We start from the raw sequence: 23,643 nt of genomic DNA, 5'->3' as shown, positions 1-23,643 counted from the left end.
ATAAATTTGCATCAACGAACCGCAGTACGCTCAGTAATTACCTTGGGCGTAATAAATATGAGCATTTCCTGCTTATTTGCCTGCTTGGTTTTTGTTTTAAATAAATTTCCAACACCTGGGATGTCCCCCAGAAACGGAACTTTGGCCTCTGCATCATCTTCAAAAAGCTCAAAAATCCCGCCAATCACAACCGTTCCGCCATTTTCAACCAGTACCTGGGTTTTAATATGCTTGGTATTAATTGCCCGAACATTCTGAAGAATTTCCCCCGGACTGTCTTTATTAACATCCAGATCAAGAATGATATTTCCTTCAGGAGTTATCTGAGGCAGGACCTCCAACTTCAACACGGCCTTTTTAAAGGCTATGACGGTTCCGCCATTAGGAGCGGTCACTGGATAAGGAAATTCCGTACCCTGCTCTATCGATGCCTTGGTCTGATCTGCAGTCACAACCCGAGGACTGGAGACAATCTTGCCTTTCCCATCAGCTTCCATCGCCGATATTTCAAGATTCAAGAATCGATTGGCAGCGGAATTGAAAATAGATATTGCAAAACTAGCTGGATCGAATCCACCTTGCGCCTGCGCAGGTAGGTTAACAAAGTTGCCCAAGGTATTTGCAGTCCCGCCCGCGCCAGAGGATGCGACAGCGTTGCTGTAGCTAGTGCCGAAAGCAACACTATTCCCACCGCCAAGGTTGTATCCGCCTGTCCCGCCACGATTAGCCCGCAGATCTGTCCCACCCAAGCGAACGCCCAGCGACCGCCCAAAAGTATCGGAAGCCTCGACAATTCTTGCCTCAATCATCACTTGCCGAACAGCGACATCCAGCGTCAACAGCAACTGGCGAACTTCCTCTAATTTGCTCGCAGTATCAGTTACAAACAGTTGATTGGTTCTGGGTTCGGCAATTGCACTCCCTCTCTCAGAAAGGAATCTATTTGATGTTCCTCCGGATCCCCCACCGCTACTTGACGCAGACAATTGGGTGACCATGTCCACCGCCTTGGCATAGTTCATTTGAAATGCCTGAGTCCTTAGCGGTTCCAGCTTTTGAATCGCCAGCGCGGCTTCATAGTCCTTTTTTGTCCGATCATCAATTTCATCTTTGGGGGCAATCCACAAAACCGTTCCTGATTTACGCATGCCAAGGCCTTTGGCATCCATGATGATTTGGAGTGCTTGATCCCAGGGCACATCTTTGAGGCGCAGAGTTAGCGAGCCCGAGACGGTGTCCGAGGTTACAATGTTGAAATTTGTAAAATCAGCTATCACTTGCAAAAGCGAGCGAACTTCAATATTCTGGAAGTTAAGAGACAACTTCTCTCCACTGAACCCAGGGCCTTGAGTAAGCTTGTTCAGATCCACTTTCTTTTGGCGAATCTCAATTACAAACTGGCTATCACTTTGATATGCACTGTGCTCCCAATCGCCAACGGGATCGATCGTCATCCGCACTCTTTCACCTTGCTGCACGGTCGTAATGGCTTGCACAGGCGTACCAAAATCACCTACATCCAATCGACGGCGCAGACCTTCCGGCAAAGAAGATTTCAGAAAATCGACGACCAGCCCCTTGCCCTGCTGGCGTATATCAACCCCAACTTGGCTGGATGGAAGCATCACGATGACCCGTCCAGAACCATCGCTTCCCCGCCTGAAATCCACGTCTTTTAATGTTTGAATATCATTATTTGTAGGATCCGAAAACGCTAGCGCCTGAGCAGGCTGAGATGCGGAATACGTTGAAGGAGCTGTTGCCAAAGAAATCAACAACGATTTTCCTTGGATTTCAGCTTGATAGGATGTCGATTGCTTCAAATTAAGAACAACCCGAGACCGATCGCCAGCTTGAACCACATTGACGGATTTTACATTCCCCTGACCGACTTCGATATTGTTTTTTCCGATTGCATTCGATGCACCAGGAAAATCTAGGGCAATGCGCGGAGGCATTTGAATCGCAAAGCCTGTTGGGATTTCTTTAAGAGGTTCCGCAAAATCAATACGTATGACATCCACACCGTTTTGCACGCTCCCCGTAACAGAACGAATAACAGTATCTGCAAGAACCTCAAGAGGGGCCAGAATAGCGATTGAGAACCCAATCGCAATTCGGCAGATTTTTACTATGTAAGCTTTCGAGTATTTCATTTTTTGCCCTCTTGCAGATCCAGCGAAACTGCGCGCTCAATCCAGTCACCTGTGGCGTCCTGCACGATCTCTCGCAGTTGAATTGAATTTTCGGTAATTTTTATTATTTTCCCGTAATTTTGCCCGAGATAATTCCCAACTCGTACCTGATAAAGTAACTTGTCAACCTTTAAAAGTGCAGTGGGCATTCCTTTTTTATCTAGGCTACCGACCATGGCCATGACATCCAACGGATAAGCCTCGAGCGGCTCTTTTCGTCTAGCCATCTCTGGCGCGATGAGAGCGGCGTTTGAGGTAGATTGCGTAGACTCCCGGCGTAGCGCCTGCGTCAATTTCACTGCGTTAAAAGGCTCCACGCCCGAATCCATCGAATAGGCCTGAGGAATGAATTGCTTCGGTTCGGTCAACGGAGTAATGCGAGGCTTGGTTGTCGCGCGCAATTCAGACATCCATTGGCGCAACTCTTCGTCGCCCGATGATCCACAGCCGCCCAATAATAAAGAGACGAAAACCAACCCAGTCAGTTTATAAGACGTCATTTTTTACTAGCCCTTATCGCCTTTTTCTGAGCCTGAATTTCTTCTGGATCAAGATACCTGAAAGTACGCGCCGTCGCCTCCATTGTCAGGGCTCCGTTACCATCCTTTATCACAGGAACTATTGATATATTATTAAGAGTGACGATTCGAGAAAGATGAGCGATATCTGATGCGAACGCTCCCATATCATGGTACTTCCCCGTGACACGCACCTGGATTGGTAACTCGGCGTAATACTCCCTTGCCACCACTTGCCCCGGTCGAAACAGGTCGAACTGCAAGCTCCGACCGAGCCCCGCCTGATTGATATCGGACAAGAGCGCCGCCATCTCAGCCTTGCTAGGCAACTGTTTTTCAAGCTGAATCACGTATTGCTGTACCTGCTCTCTCTGTCGCTTCAACGCCTCCAAGCTCACCGCCTTAATCAATTTAGATTGATAGTCCTGACGAAGAGCTTGCTCCTTCGCCACTTCAGCAGTGAGCTCCACCTCATACTCATTGATTTTTACGAACCATAAGATAGTTGCTACAGCAGCTGCAATAAAGAAGCAAAGCAATACCTTAGGGACTACCGGCCACAACGAAGGATCTTTAGGGTCCAGGTTTCGAAATTGCCTAGAAAGACCGTCCTGCAAAGCAACGAAATCAATATTTGCCTTTGATTTTTTTGCCATGTTTATTTCCCAATCGCGGCGCTGGCAGCGTCTTTTACTTTTTGTGCTTCCCCGGTGCGCATCAGCCGGAAGCGCAGATTGAAGGATGAGACCCGGCGCTGATCCTTGGAGGAAAGCGCAACGTTACTTGCCACAATCTCTACCAATTCCGGCTTCGACAACCAAGGAGTGTTATCCGTGAGGTTTCGGAGCATTTCAGAAACACGCTCATTGGATTGAGCGACACCTTGCATGGCAATGACCTGCTCAGTTTGCTTGATGCTGGTCACATACGCACCCTCCGGTATCTGGCGCACAAGCTCATTGAGCAAATGAACGGGCAGATTGCGGTCAGATTGAAGATCTTCCACAGCTTTTTGTCTTGCCCGCAGAGCAGCAATCTCATCTTCAATCGTCGCGATTTCCTTGATCTGCCCTTCAAGAATTTTAATTTCGCCCTGCAAGAATGTATTTCGCTCCTGCTGAGCTGTGATCATCATCTGAAACCACCAGTAAATCGCACCCGCAATAGCCAAGCCGATGAGAAACGATGCAAACATCGTGGCCTGAAAGGCCTCTTTTCGACGTTTGCGCGCAGCTTCCCGGTGAGGAAGTAAGTTGATCAATATCACTGCAGGAACCTCCGCATGGCCAGACCGCATGAGGTCAGATACGACGGTGCTTCACGCACCATTTTTTTCAAACGAACGGAACTTCCAATTTCCATGCCGTCAAATGGATTGACGGCGCTGCACGCGAATCCGGTCTGCTGGGTCACTGCTTCTGTCAGGCCTGGCAATGGAGCAGATCCTCCGGCCAACATGATGTGATCAACGCGGTTGTGGGGTGTACTCGTGAAGAAGAACTGCAATGCCCGGCCAATTTCTTGTGCCATGCTGTCTACAAAAGGTCGAAGGACGGCAGATTGATAATCTTCAGGAAGGTCACCATTTCGCTTCTTGCTTTCAGCCTCTTCGATGGAGAACCCGTACTGGCGAACAATCAGTTGTGTAAGTTGCGCCCCACCAAATGCTTGGTCGCGGTCGTAAAGAACTTCCTCGTTGCGAATGACCTGCATGCTCGTGGTCAGGGCACCCACTTCAAAAAGTGCGACCATGGCATCCACCCCCTTCTTCGGCAACGCCTCAATCAGGCGGCCTGCAGCCAGACGGGACGCGTGGGATTCAATGTCCACCACCACCGGCTTGAGCCCGGCTGCCTCCGCCAAACCTTGCCGGTCCTGTACCTTCTCGCGGCGCGACGCGGCAATAAGGACGTCCACATCGCCAGGAGCGTTCTTGCTGGGCCCGATGACGCAGAAGTCCAGACTCACTTCGTCGAGGGAGAAGGGAATGTATTGATTGGCCTCGGACTCGACCTGAACTTCGAGTTCCTGTTCTGTCATCCCGCCTGGCAGCGTGATCTTCTTGGTGATGACAGCCGACGGCGGCAACGCCAAGGCGACGTTCTTCGTGCGCGTGCCGCTTTTCTTGACCAGTCGGCGCAGGGCATCAGCGACCTCATCGAACTTCTCGATGTTGCCATCGGCGATCCACCCGCGCTCCAGCGGCTCGATCGCACAGCGCTCCAGCACCAGACTGCCCGCCTTATCACGCCCCAGCTCGACCAGTTTGACGCTGGAAGAACTGATGTCGATTCCCAGCAGCGGCGCAGACTGGCGACTGAACAAAGACCCCATTGAGCTCAAGATTGGTCCCCTGTAACTTGCCAAAATGAGGCAACAAAACTTAACACTTCACATGAATGCTATCAGTAAGATAGTTCTCCAGCAAAGATTTTTCCCCGCGTAACACTTGCGGAGCGTTGCCAAAAGCAGACGAATTTTTGGCGCTTTGCAAGACCGTTTGGGGAGGGTGGCGCGCCTTTTGGCGACCTGCTCATCGCACGGCGCTGCGATTTTCCGTGCTCAGGAGCAGACATTTTTATAATGGGGGGCCCTACCCCTCCGGAGCGATATGCCGTCCTCTCCATCGAAGTCCACCGACAAGCCGGACTCCTCCCCCGCTCCCCACCGTCCCACCTGGCTTCGTTGGTTCCTGCGTGCAATCCTCTGGATCGCAGGCTTGGCAACTGCAGCCGCTTTCGGGCTGGCGCTGACCATCGCCGTGGCCCTGGCCGTCGCCTACCCGAACCTGCCGGACATTTCCGATCTTGCCGACTACCGGCCCAAGCTGCCCCTGCGCGTCTATTCAGCGGAAGGTGCTTTGCTCGGCGAATTTGGGGAAGAGCGCCGCAATCTCACCCCCATTGGAGAAATCCCCAAGGTCATGAAGGACGCAGTATTGGCCATTGAGGATGCCCGCTTCTTTCAACACGGCGGCGTTGATTACAAGGGCGTGGTTCGCGCTGGTCTCGCCAATCTGGGCCGCGTGAAAAGCCAGGGGGCATCCACTATCACGATGCAGGTTGCACGCAATGTTTACCTCTCTTCAGAGAAAACATTTACACGCAAAATTTACGAAATCTTACTGACATTCAAGCTTGAGCATTTACTGAGCAAGGATCAGATTCTTGAAATTTACATGAATCAGATTTATCTCGGCAATCGCGCTTATGGATTTGCGGCGGCCTCGGAGGCGTATTTTGGCAAGCCATTGAAAGCCGTGTCGGTGGCAGAGGCGGCCATGCTGGCCGGCCTGCCCAAGGCGCCCTCCGCGTACAACCCGATCAGCAATCCGAAACGGGCGCGCTCCAGGCAGCTGTACATCATCGAGCGCATGGAGGAGAACGGATTCATCACAGCCCAGCAGGCCACGGACGCCAAGAAGGAAGAACTCAAAATCCGGTCAGGACCGGACAACACCCGGATCCATGCGGAGTACGTCGCCGAGATGGCGCGCCAGCTGATCTTCACTCAGTATGGCAACGAGGCCTACACACGGGGATTGAATGTCTACACGACCCTCAACGCGGCAGAGCAGGAAGCTGCCTATGGGTCGCTGCGCCGGGGCATCATGGACTACGAGCGGCGACAGCAGTACCGGGGGCCGGAGAAGTTCGTGGCCTTGCCCACTGCAGCCCAGGAGGTCGAGGATGCCATTGACGACGCATTGGCCAATCACCCGGACAACGGGGATGTCCTCTCCGCCGTCGTTCTGGAAGCCTCTCCCCGCAAGATCATTGCGGCCCGGGCCAATGGCGACAACCTCGAGATCACCGGCGACGGCCTGAAGCCCGCGCAGTCGGGCCTCAGCGACAAGGCACCGCCGAACATCAAGATTCGCCGAGGTGCGGTGATCCGGGTCGTGAAGACCCCCAAGAACGCCTGGGAGATCACACAACTGCCTGAAGTCGAGGGCGCGTTCGTGGCCCTGGACCCGCGCAGCGGGGCGATCCGGGCCCTGGTGGGTGGGTTTGACTTTGACAAGAACAAGTTCAATCACGCGGCCCAGGCTTGGCGCCAGCCGGGGTCGAGCTTCAAGCCCTTCATTTATTCCGCGGCGCTGGAAAAGGGGTTCACGCCCGCTACGGTCATCAATGACGCCCCGCTGTTCTTTGACGCCGGCGTCACGGGCGGCCAGCCGTGGGAGCCCAAGAACTACGACGGAAAGTACGACGGGCCCATGAGCATGCGCACCGGCCTGGCCAAGTCCAAGAACATGATCTCGATCCGGATCCTGCAGGCCGTGGGCCCCAAGACGGCCCAGGAATGGGTGTCGCGTTTTGGCTTCGATGCGGAAAAGCACCCGGCCTACCTCACGATGGCCCTGGGCGCGGGTTCGGTCACGCCGCTGCAGATGGCGACCGCCTATTCCGTGTTCGCCAATGGCGGATACCGTGTGAACCCCTGGCTGATCGCCAAGGTCACGGACCACAAGGGCCGCGTGATCTCGGAAACAACGCCACCGGTGACCAGCGAGCAGCCCCGCGCCATCGACGCCCGCAACGCCTTCATCATGAACAGCCTCCTTCAGGAGGTGACACGGTCCGGCACCGCCGCGCGCGCGCAATCCACGCTCAAGCGCCCGGACCTTTACGGAAAGACCGGCACCACCAATGATTCGGTCGACGCCTGGTTCGCCGGCTACCAGCCTACCATCGCCGCCGTGACCTGGATTGGTTACGACACGCCCCGCAACCTCGGAAGCCGCGAAACCGGGGGCGGGCTCAGCCTGCCGGTATGGATCAATTTCATGGAACGCGCGCTCAAGGGTGTGCCGGTCATGGAACCCACGGTGCCGGCTGGCGTCGTCAACGTCGGCGGAGAGTGGTTCTACGAGGAGTACGCCCGCCACAGCGGCATCTCCAGTGTGGGCATTGATGACCGCTCTGCGTCACCGGCGGTGGCCCCGCACGCACCGCCCCCGGCGGAGGAGCGAAACCGCATCCTGGACCTGTTCCGCAACTGACAGGGCCGGAACTATCAGAGGCCCAGCCTGGGGGGGCAGCAAGCTTGAGCCAGGCTGAGGCGGTTTCCCTAGGCCGAGAACTGCAGCGGCAGGCCCGCTTGCCGGGCTGCGTCACGGCTCAGGCAGTCAAAGAACTCTCCCGCGCCCTTGGTGTCTTGCCATGCCTGGCCATCGAAACGGTAGTGGTAGCCGCCGGAGCGGGCCGCCATCCAGACCTCGTGGAGCGGCTTTTGGAGATTGATCACGATCTGGCTGCGGTTGGGGAAGGTCAGCGTCACCATGCCCCCCGAGCGCTGGGCGTCCACATCGGCCTCGGTCGCGTCGTTGATACGATCACAACTGCGCTCGACGGCCAGAAGCAGTTTTTCGGCGTGGTCCAGGAATTCAAGGTCGGTCATTACAATTTGCGCATGTTGATAGCTTCCCAAATTCTAGTCAGGACGCTTGTCCTTGCCGCCAGTACGGCGGCCCTCGCCGGCTGCGGCCAGCGAGGCCCCCTGTATCTTCCCAGCAGCCCCGCGGCTGCACAGCGCGCAACCCTTCCGCAGACCCTGACACCCAGCGTCGGCACGACCACGCCCGCCCAGGCACCGGCGGCTGCCGCGTCGCAGCCGCGTTAAGCCGCGGCGAATCGCCGGCAGGGGCCTGCGGCCCACCTGGCTGCCACCACCAATGCCGAGGTGCTTGATTTCCATCAAGGACACCTCGAAGGGTCAATCGTACAGTCCGTGCTTTATCGCACTGCAGGATGGCCATGGCCCTGGAACTCTACCGCGACAAGAATCACGCTTGTCTGATGTTCACCGACCTCATCGAGGAAGACGGCCAGGCCGTGCAGGCCAACCAGTTCCTGATCGTGGACGACGACACGGGCGCCATCATCGATCCCGGCGGCAACCTCGCTTTCAACGAGCTGTTCATGGGAATGACCAAGCATTTCCCGCCACACAAGCTGTCGTACCTGATCGCCTCGCACGCGGACCCGGACATCATTGCCTCGCTGGACCGGTGGATGACCAGCACCAAGGCAGACCTGGTGATCTCGCGCGTGTGGGAGCGTTTCGCCCCGCACTTCACCAAGGTCGGCAAGACGGAGAACCGGGTCATCGGGGTGCCCGACAGCGGCGGCCACCTGCCGCTGGGCCGCCATGAACTGGTGCTGCTGCCTGCGCATTTCATGCATTCCGAAGGCAATTTCCATTTCTACGACCCGGTCAGCCGCATCCTGTTCACGGGCGATCTGGGGGTGTCCATGATGTCCGGTGCCGAGGCACGCGTGCCGGTGACCGACCTCAAGGCGCACATCCCGCGCATGGAGGGGTTTCACCGCCGCTACATGGTCTCCAACAAGATCCTGCGGCTGTGGGTGCGCATGGCGCGGCAGCTCGATATTTCCATGCTCGTTCCGCAGCACGGCGCGCCGATCATCGGCAAGCAGGCCATCAGCGACTTCATGGACTGGATCGAGAACCTGATGTGCGGCATCGACCTGTTCGACGACCGGGCCTACCAATTGCCCACCAGCTACATCGATCCGGTGACCCGGCAGCTGCGGCCCGGGCTGGGGCGGTAGCACGGGCCGTTTGCTCGATCTTCAATAAAAACAGGGCCTGGCGCTTTACTGGCAAGCGCAGGTAGCTATATATTTTATAGCAATCGATCTAGCATCCATCCGCATTGCGTTACCGGGCCCCAGCGGCCGTCCGGCGGGGAGCCGCCGCCCCCTGCGCCGCCTGCCGCTTGCGCAGCCGGTGCCACAGCCGCCAGCCGAGCAGGGCCGCGAGCACCACCGCGTAGACCGCCACCTCGCCAAAATCGTTCTTGCCCGCGCGCATCCAGAAAAAATGCAGGATGGCCAGCCCCGCCACCGCGTACACGCTGCGGTGCAGGGCCTGCCAGCGCCTTGCACCCAGCGCCTTGATGGCGCGGTTGAACGACGTGGCGGCGAGCAGCGTGAGCACCAGCAGCGCCAGGGACCCCACCAGGATGAAGGGCCGCTTGACGATGTCGCGCACGATGTCGGCCACATCAAAGCCCATGTCGAACCAGGCGTAGCTCAGCAGGTGCAGCAACCCATAGAAGAACACGAACAGCCCCAGCATGCGCCGAAAGCGCGCGAGCTGGGGCGTGGAGGCCAGCACGCGCAGCGGTGTCACCGCCAGCACCAGGCACAACGCGCGCAGCGTCCAGTCGCCCGTGGCGCGGATCAGGGCCTCGGCAGGGTTGGCCCCCAGTTCGTTGGCGGCCGCGGCATACACCAGCCAGGCCAGCGGAAGCAGGCACAGCACGAACACCACGGGCTTGGCGGCAGGATGGAGCAGCAGTTTTCGCATGGGGGCAAGGGCCGGGCCGGGCTTTCGCCACCGGACGTGACGGCGAAGCCGGGCGGACGCGGCGGTCAGTAGAACTTCTTGAGGTCCATGCCCGCGTACAGCTGCCCCACCTGGGCTTCGTAGCCGTTGAACATCAGCGTCTTGCGCTTCTTGGCAAAGAGGCCGTCTTCGCCAATGCGCCGTTCGGTGGCCTGGCTCCATCGGGGGTGGTCCACCTCGGGGTTCACGTTGGAGTAGAAGCCGTACTCCTGCTTGGCCGCCTTGTTCCACGCCGTGCCTGGCTCCTTCTCGACAAAACGGATCTTGACGATGCTCTTGGCACTCTTGAATCCATATTTCCAGGGCACCACCAGGCGCACCGGCGCGCCATTCTGGTTGGGCAGCACTTCGCCGTACATGCCGAACGCCAGCAGCGTCAGCGGGTGCATGGCCTCGTCCAGGCGCAGGCCCTCCACATAGGGCCAGTCAAGCACGCGCGAGCCGACAAACGGCATGGTGGCCTTGTCGGCCAGCGTCACGAACTCCACATACTTGGCGCTGCCTTGCGGCTCCACCCGCTTGATCAGTTCGGACAGCGAATAGCCCACCCATGGAATCACCATCGACCAGCCCTCCACGCAGCGCAGCCGGTAGATGCGCTCTTCCTGGGCACTGAGCTTGAGCAGGTCTTCCATGCCGTACTTGCCAGGCTTCTTCACCAGCCCTTCGACTTCCACGGTCCATGGCGTGGTCTTCAGGGTGTGAGCATTGCGGGCGGGGTCGGCCTTGTCGGTGCCGAACTCATAGAAGTTGTTGTAGGTGCTCGCGTCCTTGTAGTCGGTGAGCTTTTCCATCGAGATGGCGCCCGGCACGGTGGACTTCGCACTGGCCAGCGCCGCCAGCTTGCCAGGACGCGCGACAGTGCCCTGCTGTGCCAGCGCCTCGCGCCCGGCCCAGGCGGCCAGTGCCGCGCCCGCCGCCCCGCCGGCCATCAGCCGGAGCATCCTGCGCCGCTCCTCGTACACCGAGCGCGGCGTGATCTCGGAGGAATGCGGGTGGTTGAAACCCGGTTCGCGGGATGGAATCAGCATGGGTGTCTCCGGTGGTTCTCGGTTGAAACGGACTCTGCGATAGAGCGGAACACTGCTAGTTCGTTCCCTGGGCCGTTCAGGTTACACCGAAGACACAATAGTTGCAGGCGCCTCTCTTGCCTGGGAGGCGCGTGCGGGCAGCCGCGGGCCTACAGCGTGCCGTAGCTGTGCAGCCCGCTCAGGAACATGTTCACGCCCAGGAATGCGAACGTGGTCACCGCCAGGCCGACCAGCGCCCACCAGGCCGAGACAGTACCCCGCAGGCCCTTCATGAGGCGCATGTGCAGCCAGGCCGCGTAATTGAGCCAGACGATCAGCGCCCAGGTCTCTTTCGGGTCCCAGCTCCAGTAGCCGCCCCAGGCCTCGGCCGCCCACAGCGCCCCCAGCACGGTGGCGATGGTGAAGAACGCAAAGCCCACGGCGATGGACTTGTACATCACGTCGTCCAGGATCTCGAACGACGGCAGGCGCGCCGCGATGCGCTTGCGGCCGAAGAGGATGCCCGCCACGATGAATGCCGAGATGCCGAAGTACACCATCCAGTAGCTGCCGCCGTTCTCGGTGGCGCCCTGGCGGAACACGATGGGCTCGAAGCACAGCACCACGCCCAGCAGCCACAGGGGGGCCAGCTTGTACCAGCGGGTTTCGGTGGCCTGCTGCTTGATGAGGTAGGCGAACGCCACCATGGCAGCCAGCGCGAACGTGCCGTATCCGATAAAGTTGGCGGGCACGTGCAGCTTCATCCACCAGCTCTTGAGCGCGGGCACCAGGGGCTGGATCTCATGCGCCTCGCGCACCACGGTGTACCAGAGCAGAAAGCCGACCGCCGCGCTCACCACCAGCATCACGAAGCCGCCCAGCGCGCGGGTGTCGTACTGCTGCTCGTAGTACAGGTAGAACGCCGCCGTCATCCAGCAGAACAGCACGAACACTTCATACAGGTTGCTCACCGGGATGTGGCCGATGTCCGGGCCGATGAGGTAGCTCTCGTACCAGCGCACCAGCGTGCCGATGAGCGCCATGGCCACGGCCACCCAGGCGATGCGCGAGCCGAGCATGCCCATGGTCCTGCCTTCGCCGCGCGAGAACATGCCAATCCAGTAGAACGCGGTGCTGATGAAGAACAGCATGCTCATCCAGAGGATGGCGGACTGGCTCGACAGGAAGTACTTGAGGCCGAACACCGTGTCCGCGCGCGCCAGGCTGCCCGCGCCGTCCTGCTGGTACAGGCCGATGGCAAAAAGCGCCACCGCCGTCACCACCAGCATCAGCACGCGCAGCGGCCGCCAGAACCAGCCCAGCCAGATGGTGCAGGGAATGGCACCCAGCAGGATGCCTTTTTCGTACACATCCATGTAGCTGCCGTAGCGCTGCAGCGCATAGAGGCCGCCCACCGCCACGATGGCCGCGAACAGCCAGTCGAACCAGTTGCGGCGGGCGAAGAACCCCTCATTCAGGGTGATCGCGGTATTCGTGTTGCCGGTGGCGGTGTTCATGCGGTGCCTTCCGGGGCCTTGCCGGCCCCGATCAGTTTCTGTGCGAGCTGTACAAACTCCTGGTCCCCGTCCATGGTCTTGCGGTTCGTGGACAGCGCCATGGTGGCGTGGCTGCCGCCGCCCTGCGGCGCCACCCAGACCCAGACGCGGCGCTCGCGCACGTACAGCATGGCAAAAACACCGAGGATCAGCAAGGCGCAACCCAGATAGACAATGTTCTTGCCAGGGGCTCGGGCCACCTGGAACACGCTGGCCTGCACCTGGGTGAAGTCCTTGAGCTCGAACGCCAGTGGCGCGGGGTATATCTGCGCGTCGCTGAGCGACAGCACGGCCTGGGTCATGAAGCCCCGTGTCTGTTCATCCTGCGGCAGGCGCGGCAGGCCCGCGTTCTGGCGCGACAGCTGGGCCACCTCAAACAGCGTGCCATTGAGAATGCGCACCAGCACTTCACCGGCGCGCGCGCGCTCGGCCTCCGGCACATTCGCCTCCATGAAGTCCGAGACCGCCTGCAGGCCACCGGTGGGCTTGCCGTCCACCATGCCGCGTCCGGCGAACAGGGCCAGCGCCCGCGATGCGGACTGCTGCAGCTGCTCGGCCAGATCCGTGCGCGAGGCATCGATGGCCTGCGCCACATAGCGGCGCACCGCCTGTTCGCGCGCCACCGGGTCGGCCAGCGTGGCCTTCAGGCGCATGAAGCCGTCCATGCCGCCCTTGTCATCGGCCGGCACGCGAAGGTATCGGAACGGTTCCGCCGGGCTCTCGCGCACCCCCAGCAGGAACACCGGCACGCCGTCCCCCGTGTCCACGGGCAGCATGTAGTTGTGGAACTCGCGGGCCTGGCCCGCCGCGTCGCGCAGCTTGTAGCTCACGCTGGGGCCCACGTTGCGCAGCTCCTTCTTGGTCACGGTCTTGTTGGCCGCGCCCAAGCGGGACTCCACCGACTCGCGCAGGTCCACCTTGCGCACATCGACACCGGTGCCACCCGGGCCTGCTCCGCCGAAGTTCTCGACATTGATGGTGCGCAGCGCCGTGAATTCCAGCGTCAGCGTCTCGCTGCCAGTGCCGCCGCCGTTGTTGGTCAGCTGGGTGGAATTGCCCACCACGCCCTCGACATCAAAGGCCTTGGCGCCTGCCACCATGGGCACGGCCCGCAGCTTCAGGTGCGAACCACCGTCGTCGAAGCTCGACTGGTAGATCTCGATGCCGCGGTAGCTGGCCGGGTGGTTCACCTCCACGCGCGCCGGGGTCTTCTCGCCCGTGGCCTTGTCATGGATGACGATCTCGCTGGCAAACAGCTTGGGCATGCCGGTGGAGTAGTGCTCGACGATGAATTTCTTGAGCTCGATGGCGAACGGCAGGTCCTGCAGCAGCACGCCGTCGGACTGGTTCAGGATCGCCGTGCTCGACTGCGTGCCCTCCGCCACGAGCAGGTTGCCGCGGAAGGTCGGGTTGCGCTCCGACAGGCGGTGCTCGGGCTTCACATCGGCAATCAGCCCGCCGCCCTGGTACGGGGTCTTGCCGCCCAGCAGCATCTGGGCGCGCACGATGAGGTCACCGTCCAGCAGGCCACCCACGCACACCAGCACGATGGCGCTGTGCGCCGCGATGTAGCCCAGCTTGTTGGCAGCCCCCGCCTTGGCGGCCACCATCCAGCCGGTACCGGGGCCGGCGGCCGTGTCGCGCTGCTGCAGGCGCACTTTCCAGCCGCCGCCCGCCAGCATCGTGCCGATGCGGCGCGCCTCGGCCTCGGCGGACCCGCTCAGCCCTGCCTCGGCCTTGTGGTGGAAGGCCTTGAGGCTTTGCTCCCGGATGTTTTCCTTGTAGACCTTCAGGTCGATGAGGATCTTGGGCGTGTTGCGGGCAATGCACAGCGAGGTGCTGACCACCAGGAACGCCAGGATGAGGAGGAACCACCAGGCGCTGTAGACCGCGTTGAGCTGGATGGCGCCGAACAGCTCGGCCCAGAACGGCCCGAACTGGTTGACATAGTTGACCGCCGGCTCATGCTGCTTGAGCACCGTGCCGATCACGGAGGCGATGCAGATCACCGTCAGCAGCGAGATGGCGAACCGCATCGAGGACAGCAGTTCGATCCCTGCGCGCAAGGCCTGGGAACCAGACTGGATGCGAAGGCCTTGGGTGTTGTCGGACATGGATGGAAACGTGGGCTTCGGGGCGCGAAAGAAAGAAAAAGGGCGGGACCATCTGTGCGATGGGCCCGCCCGTTTTGGGATTGTTATTGGCGGTAGGTTCCGTGCGGCCCGGTCTTTCGGGCCACAAGATTGACGAAAATCAAATCGCTCAGCGCAGGCCGGCGATGTAGTCGGCCACGGCCTTGATTTCCTTGTCGTTGAGCTTGGCCGCCACTTGCGTCATCTGGATGCTGTTGGCGCGCGAGCCGTCGCGGAAGGTGTTGAGCTGTGCCACGGTGTAGTCAGCGTGCTGGCCCGACAGGCGGGGGTACTGCGCGGGGATGCCGGCACCGTTGGGGCTGTGGCAGCCCGCGCAGGCAGCGATCTGGCGGTCGGCGATGCCGCCACGGTAGATGCGCTCGCCCAGGGCGACGAGGTCCTTGTCCTTCGCGAAGCCGGCCTTCGCGGGCTTGGCGGTCACCCAGTACGCGATGTTCCGCATGTCGTCATCCGACAGGGCACTGGCGAAACCCTTCATGACGGCGTTGTTGCGCTTGCCGGACTTGAATTCCTGCAGCTGCTTGACCAGGTATTCGGGGTGCTGCTGCGACAGCTTGGGGTTGGCCGCGATGGCCGAGTTGCCATCGGCGCCGTGGCAGGCGGCGCACACCGCGGTGTAGCTGGCCTCGCCCTTGACGAGATCCGGCTTGGCCGCTTTGGGGGCATCGCCCGCCGCAAAGGCCGAAATAACAGGTGCTGCCAGTGCGGCAGCCGTCAGCAAGGAGGCGAGCAACTTCATATCGAGGGTCTGTGTTTATGTGCGCAAAACCTCGCGATTCTACAATGAGGCTCCCTCGCATCCCAATTCCCCATGACGACATCTCCTACCGCGCCAGTTGCTGGCTCCCTTCCGCCCGCACCTGACGCCAAGACCGCCATGGGCTGGATGCACACGGCCAAGTTCCTGACCACGGCCGCGCAGCTGCACCATCTGCCGCCCATCGACGTGCCTGAAATCGCCTTCGTGGGCCGCTCCAATGCGGGCAAATCCACCTGCATCAACACGCTCACCCAGCAAAAGCAGCTCGCGTTCGCGTCCAAGAAACCCGGGCGCACCCAGCACATCAACCTGTTTTCCCTGGGCAAGCAGGGCGTGATGGACGCGGTGCTGGCTGACCTGCCCGGTTACGGCTACGCCGCCGTGTCGCGCTCGGACAAGGTGCGCTGGCAGCAGGTGATGGTGAACTACCTGGTCAGCCGCCCCGGGCTCACGGGCATCGTGCTGCTGTGCGACCCGCGCCTGGGCCTGACCGAGCTGGACGAGGCCCTGCTGGAAGTGGTGCGCCCGCGCGTCGAAGAGGGTCTCAAGTTCCTCATCGTGCTGACCAAGGCCGACAAGCTCACCCGCGCCGAGCAGGCCAAGGTGCTGTCGATTACGCGACTGAACGCGGGCGGTGGAGAGGTGAAGATGTTCTCGGCCCTCAAGAAACAAGGCGTGGACGAGGTGGCGCAGCTGCTGTGGCAATGGGCACACCCGGTACAGCCGGCCGCCCCCGCAGCAGCGCCCGACGGCACCGCCGCACCGGAAGCCCCTGAGGATTCTCAGCAAAATTAGGCGTGGCGCTTGTCTGTCATGCGCTGTTAGCTATTCAATTCATAGCATCATGATCCAGACCCGCTCCGTCACCCTGCCCCACGGCATCACCCTGCACTGCCGCGTGACCGGCGTGGCCGGCCGCCCGGTGCTGCTGCTGCTGCACGGTTTCCCGGAAGGCGCCTTCATCTGGGACGAACTGCTGCTGCACTTCGCTCGGCCTGAGAACGGGGGCTACCGCTGCATCGCACCCTACCTGCGGGGCTTCGGGCCCTCCAGCAGCCCGGCCGAGGCCGAGGCCTACCGCGCCAAACACCTGGTGCAGGACCTCGCGGCCCTGATCGCGGCCGAGTCCCCGGGCGGCCCGCTCGAATGCCTGGTGGCGCACGACTGGGGCGGGGCCGTGGCCTGGAACCTGGCCAACCAGCAGCCGGGGCTGATGAAGCGCCTGGCCATCATCAATTCGCCCCACCCGGGCACGTTCCTGCGCGAGCTGCAGCACAGCCCCGCGCAGCAGGCCGCCAGCCAGTACATGCACTTTCTCTGCCGCCCGGACGCCGAGGCGCTGCTGGCCGAGAACGATTTTCGCCGCCTGTTCGGCTTTTTCGACGCACCGGACGGCCGCGCCCCCGCCTGGCTCACCGAGAGCGTGCGCGCCCAGTACCGCGCCCTGTGGCAGCAGGGCCTGACCGGTGCCTGCAACTACTACCGCGCCAGCCCCCTGCGCCCACCCCGCGAGGGCGACGACAGCGTGCAGGCGATCACCCTGCCGGACAGCATGCTCACCGTGGCCGTGCCGACCCTGGTGCTCTGGGCGATGGACGACCCGGCCCTGCTGCCCGGGCTGCTCGACGGCCTGCCGGGCTGGATTCCCCAACTGCAGCTGCACCGCGTGGAGCAGGCCTCGCACTGGGTCGTGCACGAACACCCCGAGCGCGTGGCGATGGAGCTGCGGCACTTTTTGCAGCAAAAATGATAGCTGTCAGCGCTTGAAGCGTAAGCGCTGCAGCCTGTTTGAACCCAGTGACAACGGGTGCCCCGCCTGTCCGCGCCCGCGAGCGGCCAGCCAGCAGGAGCCGGCTGCGCCTCGCTTCATTCAGTACACCGAGCCTTCGCCCTCGGGCCGCGTCTTGAAGCGCTTGTGCACCCAGTAGTACTGGCCGGGCGACACATCGATGTAGCGCTGCAGATTGGCGTTCATGAGGGCGGTGTCCGCCTGCACGTCGTCGGTGGGGTAGCCGGGCCAGGCAGGCGAGATCTCGGCCACATAGCCCGTGGGCGTGAGGCGCGTGACCATCGCGATCACCTTGGCCCGCCCCAGCCGCGCAAAGCGCGACAGCGACGGCACGGTGGCGGCCTGCATGCCGTAGAACGGCACGAACAGCGAGTCGTTGCGGCCGAAGTCCATGTCGGGCAACAGGTACAGCAGGCCACCCTTGCGCAGATTGGCGATGATGGGCTTGACCCCGTCGTTGCGGTTGAGCATGCGCACGTCGCCAAAGCGCTGGCGCCCCTCGCGGAACCAGGCATCCACGGCCGGGTCCGGGTGGGTGGAGAAGATCGACGTGAACGCGCGCGACGTGTGCAGCGTGAGCGCCGAGCCGCCCGCATCCATGCCGTAGAAATGCGGCGCGAAGATGATGGTGGGCGTGTCGCCCTCCAGCTCGTTGAGCGCTCCCCGCAGCTTCACGCGCTCGAGCACCACATCCCGGGGCGCGAACCACAGCCAGCTGCGGTCCAGCCACGACTGGCAGAACACCACGAAAGTTTCCTGCGCCCAGGCACGGCGCTGCTGCTCGCTGGCATCGGGATAACACAGCGCCAGATTGCGCAGCGCCACGCGCCGGCGCGGCCCGGCCAGCACGAACAGGATGCGGCCGATCAGCCAGCCCATGCCGCGCAGCACCGGCAGCGGCAGGCGCGCCAGCACGCGCATGAACCAGACCCCCAGGCGGCCCGTCATGCGGCCACCTCGGGCGCCGCGGCGGACTCAGCGCGCGGCTGCTTGTAGCGGGCGTAGCCCCACAGGTACTGTTCGGGGCATTGGCGGATGAGGTGTTCCATGGCCTGGTTGATCTGCAGGACGGCGACGTCGATCTGGTCGGACAGCGGCTGTGCCAGCGGCTCGAAGTGGGTGACGAAACCCCGGCCCCAGGGCAGGCGCTCGCAGCGCGCCAGCACCACGGCCGCGCCCGTCTGCTGGGCCAGGCGCACGGCCAGGGTCATGGTGTAGGCGTCCCGGCCAAAGAAAGGCGCCCAGTGGCCCTGCCCTTCGGGCGGCACCTGGTCGGGCAGCAGGCCCACGGCCTCGCCCCGGCGCAGGGCCTTGATCATCTGGCGCACCCCCGCGAGCGTGGTGGGCACGGCGAGCATGCCGGGCCGGTTGCGCGCGGTTTCCATCACCTTGGCCAGCCAGGCCTGGCGCGCGGGGCGGTACAGCACGGTGATGGGCCCGCGCTCGGCGCTCCAGCGCCGGGCCGCGGCCTGCGCCGACAGCTCGAAGCACCCCTGGTGGGGCGTGAGGTACACGATGCCGCGCCCGGCCGCGTAGGCCGCCTCGACGCAGGCCTCTCCCTCCAGCCGGCAGGGCATGGGCGCGCCCAGCCACAGGCGGGGCAGCTCGGTCACCATCCGCCCCGCATGGGCCACGGCCGCGCGCACGGCCCCGAACGGATAACCCGCCAGCGCCACATTGGCCAGGAAGCGGCGCCGGTAGGTGGGCGAGGCGGCGAACGCCACCCAGCCCATGGCCGCGCCCATGATGTGCAGCAACCACAGCGGAAATACGGAAAAGAATCGGAAGACGACTGGCATTAAAATGGATGGGTCGCTGAGTTAAATGAGCAACTTGCAGGGCGACGTTAAATAAATCTGCTAAAGCGTTCGCCAAAGCTCCTTCGGGGTGAGGGCAACGCCCCAAATGCCGGAACACAGGAGTTTATTCAAATGGCGAACGACTTTCTCTTTACCTCGGAATCCGTCTCCGAAGGCCACCCCGACAAGGTGGCCGACCAGATCTCGGACGCGATTCTCGATGCGATCTTCAAGCAGGACCCCCGCTCGCGTGTCGCCGCCGAAACGCTGACCAACACCGGCCTCGTGGTGCTGGCCGGCGAGATCACCACCAACGCCCACGTGGACTACATCCAGGTGGCGCGCGACACCATCAAGCGCATCGGCTACGACAACACCGACTACGGCATCGACTACAAGGGCTGCGCCGTGCTCGTGGCCTATGACAAGCAGTCCAACGACATCGCCCAGGGCGTGGACCATGCGTCCGACGACCACCTGAACACCGGCGCCGGCGACCAGGGCCTGATGTTCGGCTACGCCTGCGACGAGACGCCCGAGCTGATGCCCGCGCCCATCTACTACGCGCACCGCCTGGTGGAGCGCCAGGCCCAGCTGCGCAAGGACGGCCGCCTGCCCTTCCTGCGTCCCGACGCCAAGTCGCAAGTGACGATGCGCTATGTGGACGGCAAGCCCCACAGCATCGACACCGTGGTGCTCTCCACCCAGCACCACCCCGACCAGAGCGAAACGCAAACCAAGATGAAGGCCTCGTTCACCGAAGCCATCATCGAAGAGATCATCAAGCCCGTGCTGCCCAAGGAATGGCTGCAGGACACCCGCTACCTGATCAACCCCACGGGCCGCTTCGTCATCGGCGGCCCGCAGGGCGACTGCGGCCTCACAGGCCGCAAGATCATCGTGGACACCTACGGCGGCGCCTGCCCCCATGGCGGCGGCGCCTTCAGCGGCAAGGACCCCACGAAGGTGGACCGCTCGGCCGCCTACGCCGCCCGCTACGTGGCCAAGAACATCGTGGCCGCCGGCCTGGCGCGCCAGTGCCAGATCCAGGTGGCCTACGCCATCGGCGTGGCCGAGCCGATGAACATCACGGTCTACACCGAAGGCACGGGCGTGATCTCCGACGAGCGCATTGCCGCGCTGGTGAAGGAGCAGTTCGACCTGCGACCCAAGGGCATCATCCAGATGCTGGACCTGCTGCGCCCGATCTACGAAAAGACGGCGGCCTACGGCCACTTCGGCCGCGAAGAGCCCGAATTCAGCTGGGAAAAGACGGACAAGGCGGCGGCACTGCGCGCAGCAGCAGGGCTGTAAAACCCACCGCGCGAATCACGCGCCGTAAGCCCTCCCCGGCCCCAAGCCGCAACGCCCAGGCGTTGCGGCTTTTTTTCGCGCTGCGTCTGGCAGCCGCGCCCAGGGGCCCTCTCCTACAGCGGCAACCCGCCCGGGCTGACGGCCGCGCACCCGCCCCACCGGTATCGTTCCTGCACACCCTCACGCAGCCCCGGGCTGCTCTTCAACCCCCGCAAGGAGCGACCATCATGCTGAAGTACGCCATCATTTTTGCCCTGATTTCCCTGGTTGCAGGCGCGCTGGGCTTCACCGGTGTGGCTGCCGGCGCCGGTGGCATTGCCAAAGTGCTGTTCGTGATCTTCCTGATCATCGCCGTGGTGTTCGTGGTCCTCGCCGCCGTGGGCGTGGGCGCCGCGCGCAAGGCGCTGAAGTAGCCGCCACGGCTTGGTTGCACCCCCACGATCCACGCACAAGAAAAGAAATCAGGAATCCCATGGCCCTCAACATCTTTGAAGCGCTGCGCGAAAGCCACGAACGGCAGCGCGCGCTGTGCAAGCAGCTGGTCGATACCAGCGGCGACACGCCCGAGCGGCACGACCTGTTCGAGCAGCTCAAGACAGAACTGCTGGCGCACGAGCTGGCCGAGGAGCGGCATTTCTACATTCCGCTGATGGCGCACGATGCGGGCGTTGATCTATCCCGCCACGCGATCTCCGAACACCACCAGCTCGATGAACTGGTGGAATCGCTGGAGGATGCCGACCCCGCAACGCCCGCCTGGCTGCCGCTGGCCAAAAAACTGGCCGAGAAGGTCGAGCACCACCTGGAAGAAGAGGAACACAAATTCTTCCAGATGGCCGGCAAGCTGCTGACCGAAAAGCAGAAGATGCAGCTGGCCAAGGAATACCTGGCGACCTACGAAGAAGCAAAGACGACGACTGCCTGAGCGGCGACGGCACCCTTCTCACCCCATGTGAAGACAGTGCGTGAATTGCGCGTCGCGCCCCCGCGGGGGAACGTGATCAGCGCCTCAGGCCACCGCTTCCTCGGCCTGCACCACGCAGTTGCGGCCCCGGGACTTGGCCACATACAGGGCGGTGTCCGCGCGCTTGATGAGGGCATGGGCGTCTTCGTGATGGTCCCAGGTCGCCACGCCAAAACTCGCGCTCACATGGCCCACCGAATCGAAGGGCGCGCCGGCGATGCGGGCACGCACGGCCTCGGCCATGGCCATGGCGGCGTCCACCGGGGTTTCCTTGAGCAGGATGATGAACTCCTCCCCGCCGAAACGCGCCGCGCAGTCGGACGAGCGCAGCAGTTCGCGCACGCGCAGTGCCGTGCTCTTGAGCACCACGTCGCCCGAATCGTGCCCGAAGGTGTCGTTGATGCGCTTGAAGAAGTCGATGTCGAACATCACCACCGACAGGTGGCTCTTCTTGATGCGGGTGTCGGCCATCTCGGTCTCCAGCCGTTCGAAGAAGCGGCGGCGGTTGACCAGATCGGTCAGGAAGTCCTTGGTGGCCAGGTCCTCGAGCTTGCGGTTCAGGCGCGCCATGGGCTCGATCACCAGCGAGGACAGCGACAGGTTCAGCACCACGAACAGCAGCACGAAGCTGCCCAGCAGCGCGCCCATCACGGTATAGAAGGTCTGGCGCGCCTTCTCCAGCGGGAAGTACATCGGCACCTTCACCACCTGGATGCCCACCGTTTCGTTCATGCCCCAGCCAAAGCCGTTCTTGTCGCCATACACCTTGAGCATGGTGGGGGGCGCCACGGCCGGTGTGCTGTGGCAGGCCATGCACTGGGCCTGCTTGATGGTGATGGGGCGGGCCACGTACAGGGCGCGGTGCATGCCCTCGCCCACCTCGCCGGAGACCTCCTTCTTGAGGTCCGCGCGGCCTTCGCGGAAGTCGCCGATGATGCGCTCCTCCCATTCCGTGGCGCGGTCGCGCAGATTGGTGGGATTGAGCACCGCCTCCTTGTACTCATACCCGGGAAAGCGGCTCTGCAGGCGACGCAGGGTCTCCGTGGCGGCATAGGCTGGCACCGTCTGGGGGAGGAATTTTTCCGCCAGCGTCACGTCCAGATGCGGCTTGACGAGCTCGGTGGTGTAGTCGCGGATCGCCATGGCCGCATGCATCATGATCTGCGAGTTGTGCTGCACCTCCTCGATCGCCGACTGCTGCAGGAATCGGTGCACGTACAGCCCCGCCCCCACCACCGCCAGCAGCAGCACACCCGCCAGCACCAGATTGAATTTCAGCCGCAAAGACATGGATGACCCTCAGGCGCCAGCGTCGGGCCGGCTTGTTGTTGTTGGCGGTGCGGCGGCGGCCCTCCCGGCCCGCCGGCGCGCACCCACCCTTCGTGGGACACAAAGTTTGCGTTTGTGCCAGATTTCCCCGGCGCGGTCCAACTTTTTCGTTCGTTCGTTCGTTCGTTCGTTCGTTCGTGCGTGCGTGCGCGCCGCCGCCGCCAGGGCGCTACAGCCCCCGTGCGCTCAGCGACAGGCTGCGCCGGTAGGCGTGACGCACCCGGTACAGCTGCGCGGGCCGGTGGGCGCCGCCGGTCTGCAGGGCACCGGGCAGTGCCTCCAGCATCGCGAGCTCGTCCATCTTGCGGCGAAAGCTCACCTTGTTGATCGCCTCGCCCAGCACGGCTTCGTAGACCGCCTGCAGCTGCGGCAGCGTGAAGGGCTCGGCGCACAGGTGCACGGGCATGGACGAATACTGGCTCTTGCTGCGCACGCGCAACACGGCGGCATCGACGATCTGGCGGTGGTCGAACGGCAACGGCGGCAGGCCGCCGTCCACGGCCACCAGCTGCACACGGCCCTCCGCCTGGGCCAGCGTCCCGGGCGGGACCAGCGCACAGTACGCCACTGCCAGGGACCAGCCCCGCGGGTCCCGCACCGCGCCCGAGAAGGTGGCCAGCTGCTCCAGATAGGGACTCTCCAGGCCCGCCTTGGCACGCAGCACGCGGGCGGCGGCGGCCTGGGCGTCCACATCGTCCTGAGCGTGGATGTAACCGCCCGGAAGCGCCAGCGCCTGGGCGAACGGCGCGTGCTCCCGGCGCACCAGGGCCACCTTCAGCACCCCCTCTTCCAGGGTCAGCAGCACCACATCCACGGTGCAGATCACGGCACAGGCGCTGTCGTCGTTCATGGGGGAAGGCACATGGTTCATTGCAGAGA

General features: G+C 62.3%; 23 protein-coding genes. 8 read left to right on the top strand and 15 right to left on the bottom strand.

Annotated features, from left to right (window positions below):
* Nucleotides 1-11: 11 nt before the first annotated feature.
* The 5 genes from AC07PV_RS13125 to AC07PV_RS13105 are packed head-to-tail and all read right to left on the bottom strand — an operon-like array spanning nucleotide 12 to nucleotide 5,056.
* Nucleotides 12-2,156 carry a type IV pilus secretin PilQ gene (locus AC07PV_RS13125; RefSeq protein WP_494630458.1) on the bottom strand — a complete coding sequence of 715 codons (2,145 nt, stop codon included), beginning with the start codon at nucleotides 2,154-2,156 and terminating at the stop codon, nucleotides 12-14.
* Nucleotides 2,153-2,695: a pilus assembly protein PilP gene (locus AC07PV_RS13120; protein WP_494630457.1), complete on the bottom strand. Its 543-nt coding sequence runs from the start codon at nucleotides 2,693-2,695 to the stop codon at nucleotides 2,153-2,155. Before AC07PV_RS13120 ends, AC07PV_RS13125 begins: the two co-directional genes overlap by 4 nt.
* Entirely contained in the window at nucleotides 2,692-3,369 is a 678-nt protein-coding gene (locus AC07PV_RS13115) for a type IV pilus inner membrane component PilO (protein ID WP_494630456.1), read from the bottom strand. Before AC07PV_RS13115 ends, AC07PV_RS13120 begins: the two co-directional genes overlap by 4 nt.
* A 2-nt stretch (nucleotides 3,370-3,371) precedes the next feature.
* Nucleotides 3,372-3,980 carry a PilN domain-containing protein gene (locus tag AC07PV_RS13110; protein ID WP_494630455.1) on the bottom strand — a complete coding sequence of 203 codons (609 nt, stop codon included), beginning with the start codon at nucleotides 3,978-3,980 and terminating at the stop codon, nucleotides 3,372-3,374.
* Nucleotides 3,977-5,056, bottom strand: coding sequence for a pilus assembly protein PilM (locus tag AC07PV_RS13105; protein WP_218340348.1), 1,080 nt, complete (start codon nucleotides 5,054-5,056; stop codon nucleotides 3,977-3,979). Before AC07PV_RS13105 ends, AC07PV_RS13110 begins: the two co-directional genes overlap by 4 nt.
* 268 nt (nucleotides 5,057-5,324) lie before the next feature.
* On the opposite strand from AC07PV_RS13105, the gene AC07PV_RS13100 reads away from it, so the two are divergent.
* Entirely contained in the window at nucleotides 5,325-7,718 is a 2,394-nt protein-coding gene (locus tag AC07PV_RS13100) for a penicillin-binding protein 1A (protein ID WP_218293417.1), read from the top strand.
* Between the two features lie 68 nt (nucleotides 7,719-7,786).
* Here AC07PV_RS13100 and cyaY read toward each other — a convergent pair whose 3' ends face one another.
* On the bottom strand, nucleotides 7,787-8,116 hold the full coding sequence (gene cyaY / locus AC07PV_RS13095; protein ID WP_218293416.1) for an iron donor protein CyaY: 330 nt from the start codon (nucleotides 8,114-8,116) through the stop codon (nucleotides 7,787-7,789).
* A 12-nt stretch (nucleotides 8,117-8,128) separates the two neighbouring features.
* Here cyaY and lptM point away from each other — a divergent pair, with 12 nt between their 5' ends.
* Together lptM and AC07PV_RS13085 are read left to right on the top strand one after the other, a co-directional pair.
* The gene (gene lptM / locus AC07PV_RS13090; protein WP_218293415.1) at nucleotides 8,129-8,338 is read left to right on the top strand and encodes an LPS translocon maturation chaperone LptM; all 210 of its coding nucleotides are present in this window, start codon (nucleotides 8,129-8,131) and stop codon (nucleotides 8,336-8,338) included.
* A gap of 134 nt (nucleotides 8,339-8,472) precedes the next feature.
* Nucleotides 8,473-9,291, top strand: coding sequence for an oxygen-binding di-iron domain-containing protein (locus tag AC07PV_RS13085; RefSeq protein WP_218293414.1), 819 nt, complete (start codon nucleotides 8,473-8,475; stop codon nucleotides 9,289-9,291).
* Nucleotides 9,292-9,400: 109 nt separating this feature from the next.
* Here AC07PV_RS13085 and msrQ read toward each other — a convergent pair whose 3' ends face one another.
* The 5 genes from msrQ to AC07PV_RS13060 all read right to left on the bottom strand — a co-directional run bounded on the left by msrQ (nucleotide 9,401) and on the right by AC07PV_RS13060 (nucleotide 15,548).
* A complete protein-coding gene (gene msrQ / locus AC07PV_RS13080) occupies nucleotides 9,401-10,051 on the bottom strand; it encodes a protein-methionine-sulfoxide reductase heme-binding subunit MsrQ (RefSeq protein WP_218293413.1) in 651 nt (216 codons plus the stop codon).
* A gap of 65 nt (nucleotides 10,052-10,116) precedes the next feature.
* Nucleotides 10,117-11,121, bottom strand: a complete 1,005-nt coding sequence (msrP, locus tag AC07PV_RS13075; protein WP_492254679.1) for a protein-methionine-sulfoxide reductase catalytic subunit MsrP — start codon at nucleotides 11,119-11,121, stop codon at nucleotides 10,117-10,119.
* A 149-nt stretch (nucleotides 11,122-11,270) separates the two neighbouring features.
* Nucleotides 11,271-12,617, bottom strand: a complete 1,347-nt coding sequence (gene ccsB, locus AC07PV_RS13070) for a c-type cytochrome biogenesis protein CcsB (RefSeq protein WP_218293411.1) — start codon at nucleotides 12,615-12,617, stop codon at nucleotides 11,271-11,273.
* Nucleotides 12,614-14,770: a cytochrome c biogenesis protein ResB gene (locus AC07PV_RS13065; RefSeq protein ID WP_218340351.1), complete on the bottom strand. Its 2,157-nt coding sequence runs from the start codon at nucleotides 14,768-14,770 to the stop codon at nucleotides 12,614-12,616. The genes ccsB and AC07PV_RS13065 overlap by 4 nt, the downstream gene beginning before the upstream one ends.
* Nucleotides 14,771-14,918: 148 nt before the next feature.
* Nucleotides 14,919-15,548 (bottom strand): c-type cytochrome, encoded by a 630-nt coding sequence (locus AC07PV_RS13060; protein ID WP_218340352.1) that lies wholly within the window; start codon nucleotides 15,546-15,548, stop codon nucleotides 14,919-14,921.
* Nucleotides 15,549-15,620: 72 nt separating this feature from the next.
* Between AC07PV_RS13060 and yihA the strand changes: the two genes are divergently transcribed.
* Together yihA and AC07PV_RS13050 are read left to right on the top strand one after the other, a co-directional pair.
* Nucleotides 15,621-16,364, top strand: a complete 744-nt coding sequence (gene yihA, locus AC07PV_RS13055) for a ribosome biogenesis GTP-binding protein YihA/YsxC (RefSeq protein ID WP_218293408.1) — start codon at nucleotides 15,621-15,623, stop codon at nucleotides 16,362-16,364.
* A 49-nt stretch (nucleotides 16,365-16,413) separates the two neighbouring features.
* The gene (locus AC07PV_RS13050) at nucleotides 16,414-17,319 is read left to right on the top strand and encodes an alpha/beta fold hydrolase (RefSeq protein ID WP_218340353.1); all 906 of its coding nucleotides are present in this window, start codon (nucleotides 16,414-16,416) and stop codon (nucleotides 17,317-17,319) included.
* 120 nt (nucleotides 17,320-17,439) lie between these two features.
* Here the strand turns inward: AC07PV_RS13050 and AC07PV_RS13045 are convergent, their stop codons facing one another.
* Nucleotides 17,440-18,306: a lysophospholipid acyltransferase family protein gene (locus AC07PV_RS13045; protein WP_218293406.1), complete on the bottom strand. Its 867-nt coding sequence runs from the start codon at nucleotides 18,304-18,306 to the stop codon at nucleotides 17,440-17,442.
* Nucleotides 18,303-19,157 carry a lysophospholipid acyltransferase family protein gene (locus AC07PV_RS13040; protein WP_492244412.1) on the bottom strand — a complete coding sequence of 285 codons (855 nt, stop codon included), beginning with the start codon at nucleotides 19,155-19,157 and terminating at the stop codon, nucleotides 18,303-18,305. Before AC07PV_RS13040 ends, AC07PV_RS13045 begins: the two co-directional genes overlap by 4 nt.
* A 132-nt stretch (nucleotides 19,158-19,289) precedes the next feature.
* Between AC07PV_RS13040 and metK the strand changes: the two genes are divergently transcribed.
* The 3 genes from metK to AC07PV_RS13025 all read left to right on the top strand — a co-directional run bounded on the left by metK (nucleotide 19,290) and on the right by AC07PV_RS13025 (nucleotide 21,396).
* Complete coding sequence (gene metK / locus AC07PV_RS13035) at nucleotides 19,290-20,471, top strand: methionine adenosyltransferase (RefSeq protein WP_218340355.1); 1,182 nt, start codon at nucleotides 19,290-19,292, stop codon at nucleotides 20,469-20,471.
* A 227-nt stretch (nucleotides 20,472-20,698) separates the two neighbouring features.
* Nucleotides 20,699-20,884 carry a DUF1328 domain-containing protein gene (locus AC07PV_RS13030; RefSeq protein ID WP_494630452.1) on the top strand — a complete coding sequence of 62 codons (186 nt, stop codon included), beginning with the start codon at nucleotides 20,699-20,701 and terminating at the stop codon, nucleotides 20,882-20,884.
* 59 nt (nucleotides 20,885-20,943) lie between these two features.
* Complete coding sequence (locus AC07PV_RS13025; protein WP_218293402.1) at nucleotides 20,944-21,396, top strand: hemerythrin domain-containing protein; 453 nt, start codon at nucleotides 20,944-20,946, stop codon at nucleotides 21,394-21,396.
* Between the two features lie 84 nt (nucleotides 21,397-21,480).
* Here the strand turns inward: AC07PV_RS13025 and AC07PV_RS13020 are convergent, their stop codons facing one another.
* Together AC07PV_RS13020 and AC07PV_RS13015 are read right to left on the bottom strand one after the other, a co-directional pair.
* Entirely contained in the window at nucleotides 21,481-22,725 is a 1,245-nt protein-coding gene (locus AC07PV_RS13020) for a diguanylate cyclase (RefSeq protein ID WP_218340357.1), read from the bottom strand.
* Between the two features lie 208 nt (nucleotides 22,726-22,933).
* A complete protein-coding gene (locus AC07PV_RS13015) occupies nucleotides 22,934-23,635 on the bottom strand; it encodes an NUDIX hydrolase (protein ID WP_370628114.1) in 702 nt (233 codons plus the stop codon).
* Nucleotides 23,636-23,643: the final 8 nt, after the last annotated feature.

It is taken from the genome of Acidovorax sp. GW821-FHT09A11 (genome assembly GCF_059418365.1).
This window is presented reverse-complemented; position numbering and strand designations above follow the sequence as displayed.

Bases quoted from the DNA above. Each gene is read 5' to 3' on its own strand.
- AC07PV_RS13020 (WP_218340357.1), bottom strand. From the start codon at position 22,725: ATGTCTTTGCGGCTGAAATTCAATCTGGTGCTGGCGGGTGTGCTGCTG.
- msrP (WP_492254679.1), bottom strand. From the start codon at position 11,121: ATGCTGATTCCATCCCGCGAACCGGGTTTCAACCACCCGCATTCCTCC.
- AC07PV_RS13030 (WP_494630452.1), top strand. From the start codon at position 20,699: ATGCTGAAGTACGCCATCATTTTTGCCCTGATTTCCCTGGTTGCAGGC.
- AC07PV_RS13085 (WP_218293414.1), top strand. From the start codon at position 8,473: ATGGCCCTGGAACTCTACCGCGACAAGAATCACGCTTGTCTGATGTTC.
- cyaY (WP_218293416.1), bottom strand. From the start codon at position 8,116: ATGACCGACCTTGAATTCCTGGACCACGCCGAAAAACTGCTTCTGGCC.
- lptM (WP_218293415.1), top strand. From the start codon at position 8,129: ATGTTGATAGCTTCCCAAATTCTAGTCAGGACGCTTGTCCTTGCCGCC.
- AC07PV_RS13060 (WP_218340352.1), bottom strand. From the start codon at position 15,548: ATGAAGTTGCTCGCCTCCTTGCTGACGGCTGCCGCACTGGCAGCACCT.
- AC07PV_RS13045 (WP_218293406.1), bottom strand. From the start codon at position 18,306: ATGACGGGCCGCCTGGGGGTCTGGTTCATGCGCGTGCTGGCGCGCCTG.
- AC07PV_RS13065 (WP_218340351.1), bottom strand. From the start codon at position 14,770: ATGTCCGACAACACCCAAGGCCTTCGCATCCAGTCTGGTTCCCAGGCC.
- AC07PV_RS13040 (WP_492244412.1), bottom strand. From the start codon at position 19,157: ATGCCAGTCGTCTTCCGATTCTTTTCCGTATTTCCGCTGTGGTTGCTG.
- AC07PV_RS13100 (WP_218293417.1), top strand. From the start codon at position 5,325: ATGCCGTCCTCTCCATCGAAGTCCACCGACAAGCCGGACTCCTCCCCC.
- ccsB (WP_218293411.1), bottom strand. From the start codon at position 12,617: ATGAACACCGCCACCGGCAACACGAATACCGCGATCACCCTGAATGAG.
- metK (WP_218340355.1), top strand. From the start codon at position 19,290: ATGGCGAACGACTTTCTCTTTACCTCGGAATCCGTCTCCGAAGGCCAC.
- AC07PV_RS13125 (WP_494630458.1), bottom strand. From the start codon at position 2,156: ATGAAATACTCGAAAGCTTACATAGTAAAAATCTGCCGAATTGCGATT.
- AC07PV_RS13025 (WP_218293402.1), top strand. From the start codon at position 20,944: ATGGCCCTCAACATCTTTGAAGCGCTGCGCGAAAGCCACGAACGGCAG.
- AC07PV_RS13120 (WP_494630457.1), bottom strand. From the start codon at position 2,695: ATGACGTCTTATAAACTGACTGGGTTGGTTTTCGTCTCTTTATTATTG.
- AC07PV_RS13015 (WP_370628114.1), bottom strand. From the start codon at position 23,635: ATGAACCATGTGCCTTCCCCCATGAACGACGACAGCGCCTGTGCCGTG.
- msrQ (WP_218293413.1), bottom strand. From the start codon at position 10,051: ATGCGAAAACTGCTGCTCCATCCTGCCGCCAAGCCCGTGGTGTTCGTG.
- yihA (WP_218293408.1), top strand. From the start codon at position 15,621: ATGACGACATCTCCTACCGCGCCAGTTGCTGGCTCCCTTCCGCCCGCA.
- AC07PV_RS13050 (WP_218340353.1), top strand. From the start codon at position 16,414: ATGATCCAGACCCGCTCCGTCACCCTGCCCCACGGCATCACCCTGCAC.
- AC07PV_RS13115 (WP_494630456.1), bottom strand. From the start codon at position 3,369: ATGGCAAAAAAATCAAAGGCAAATATTGATTTCGTTGCTTTGCAGGAC.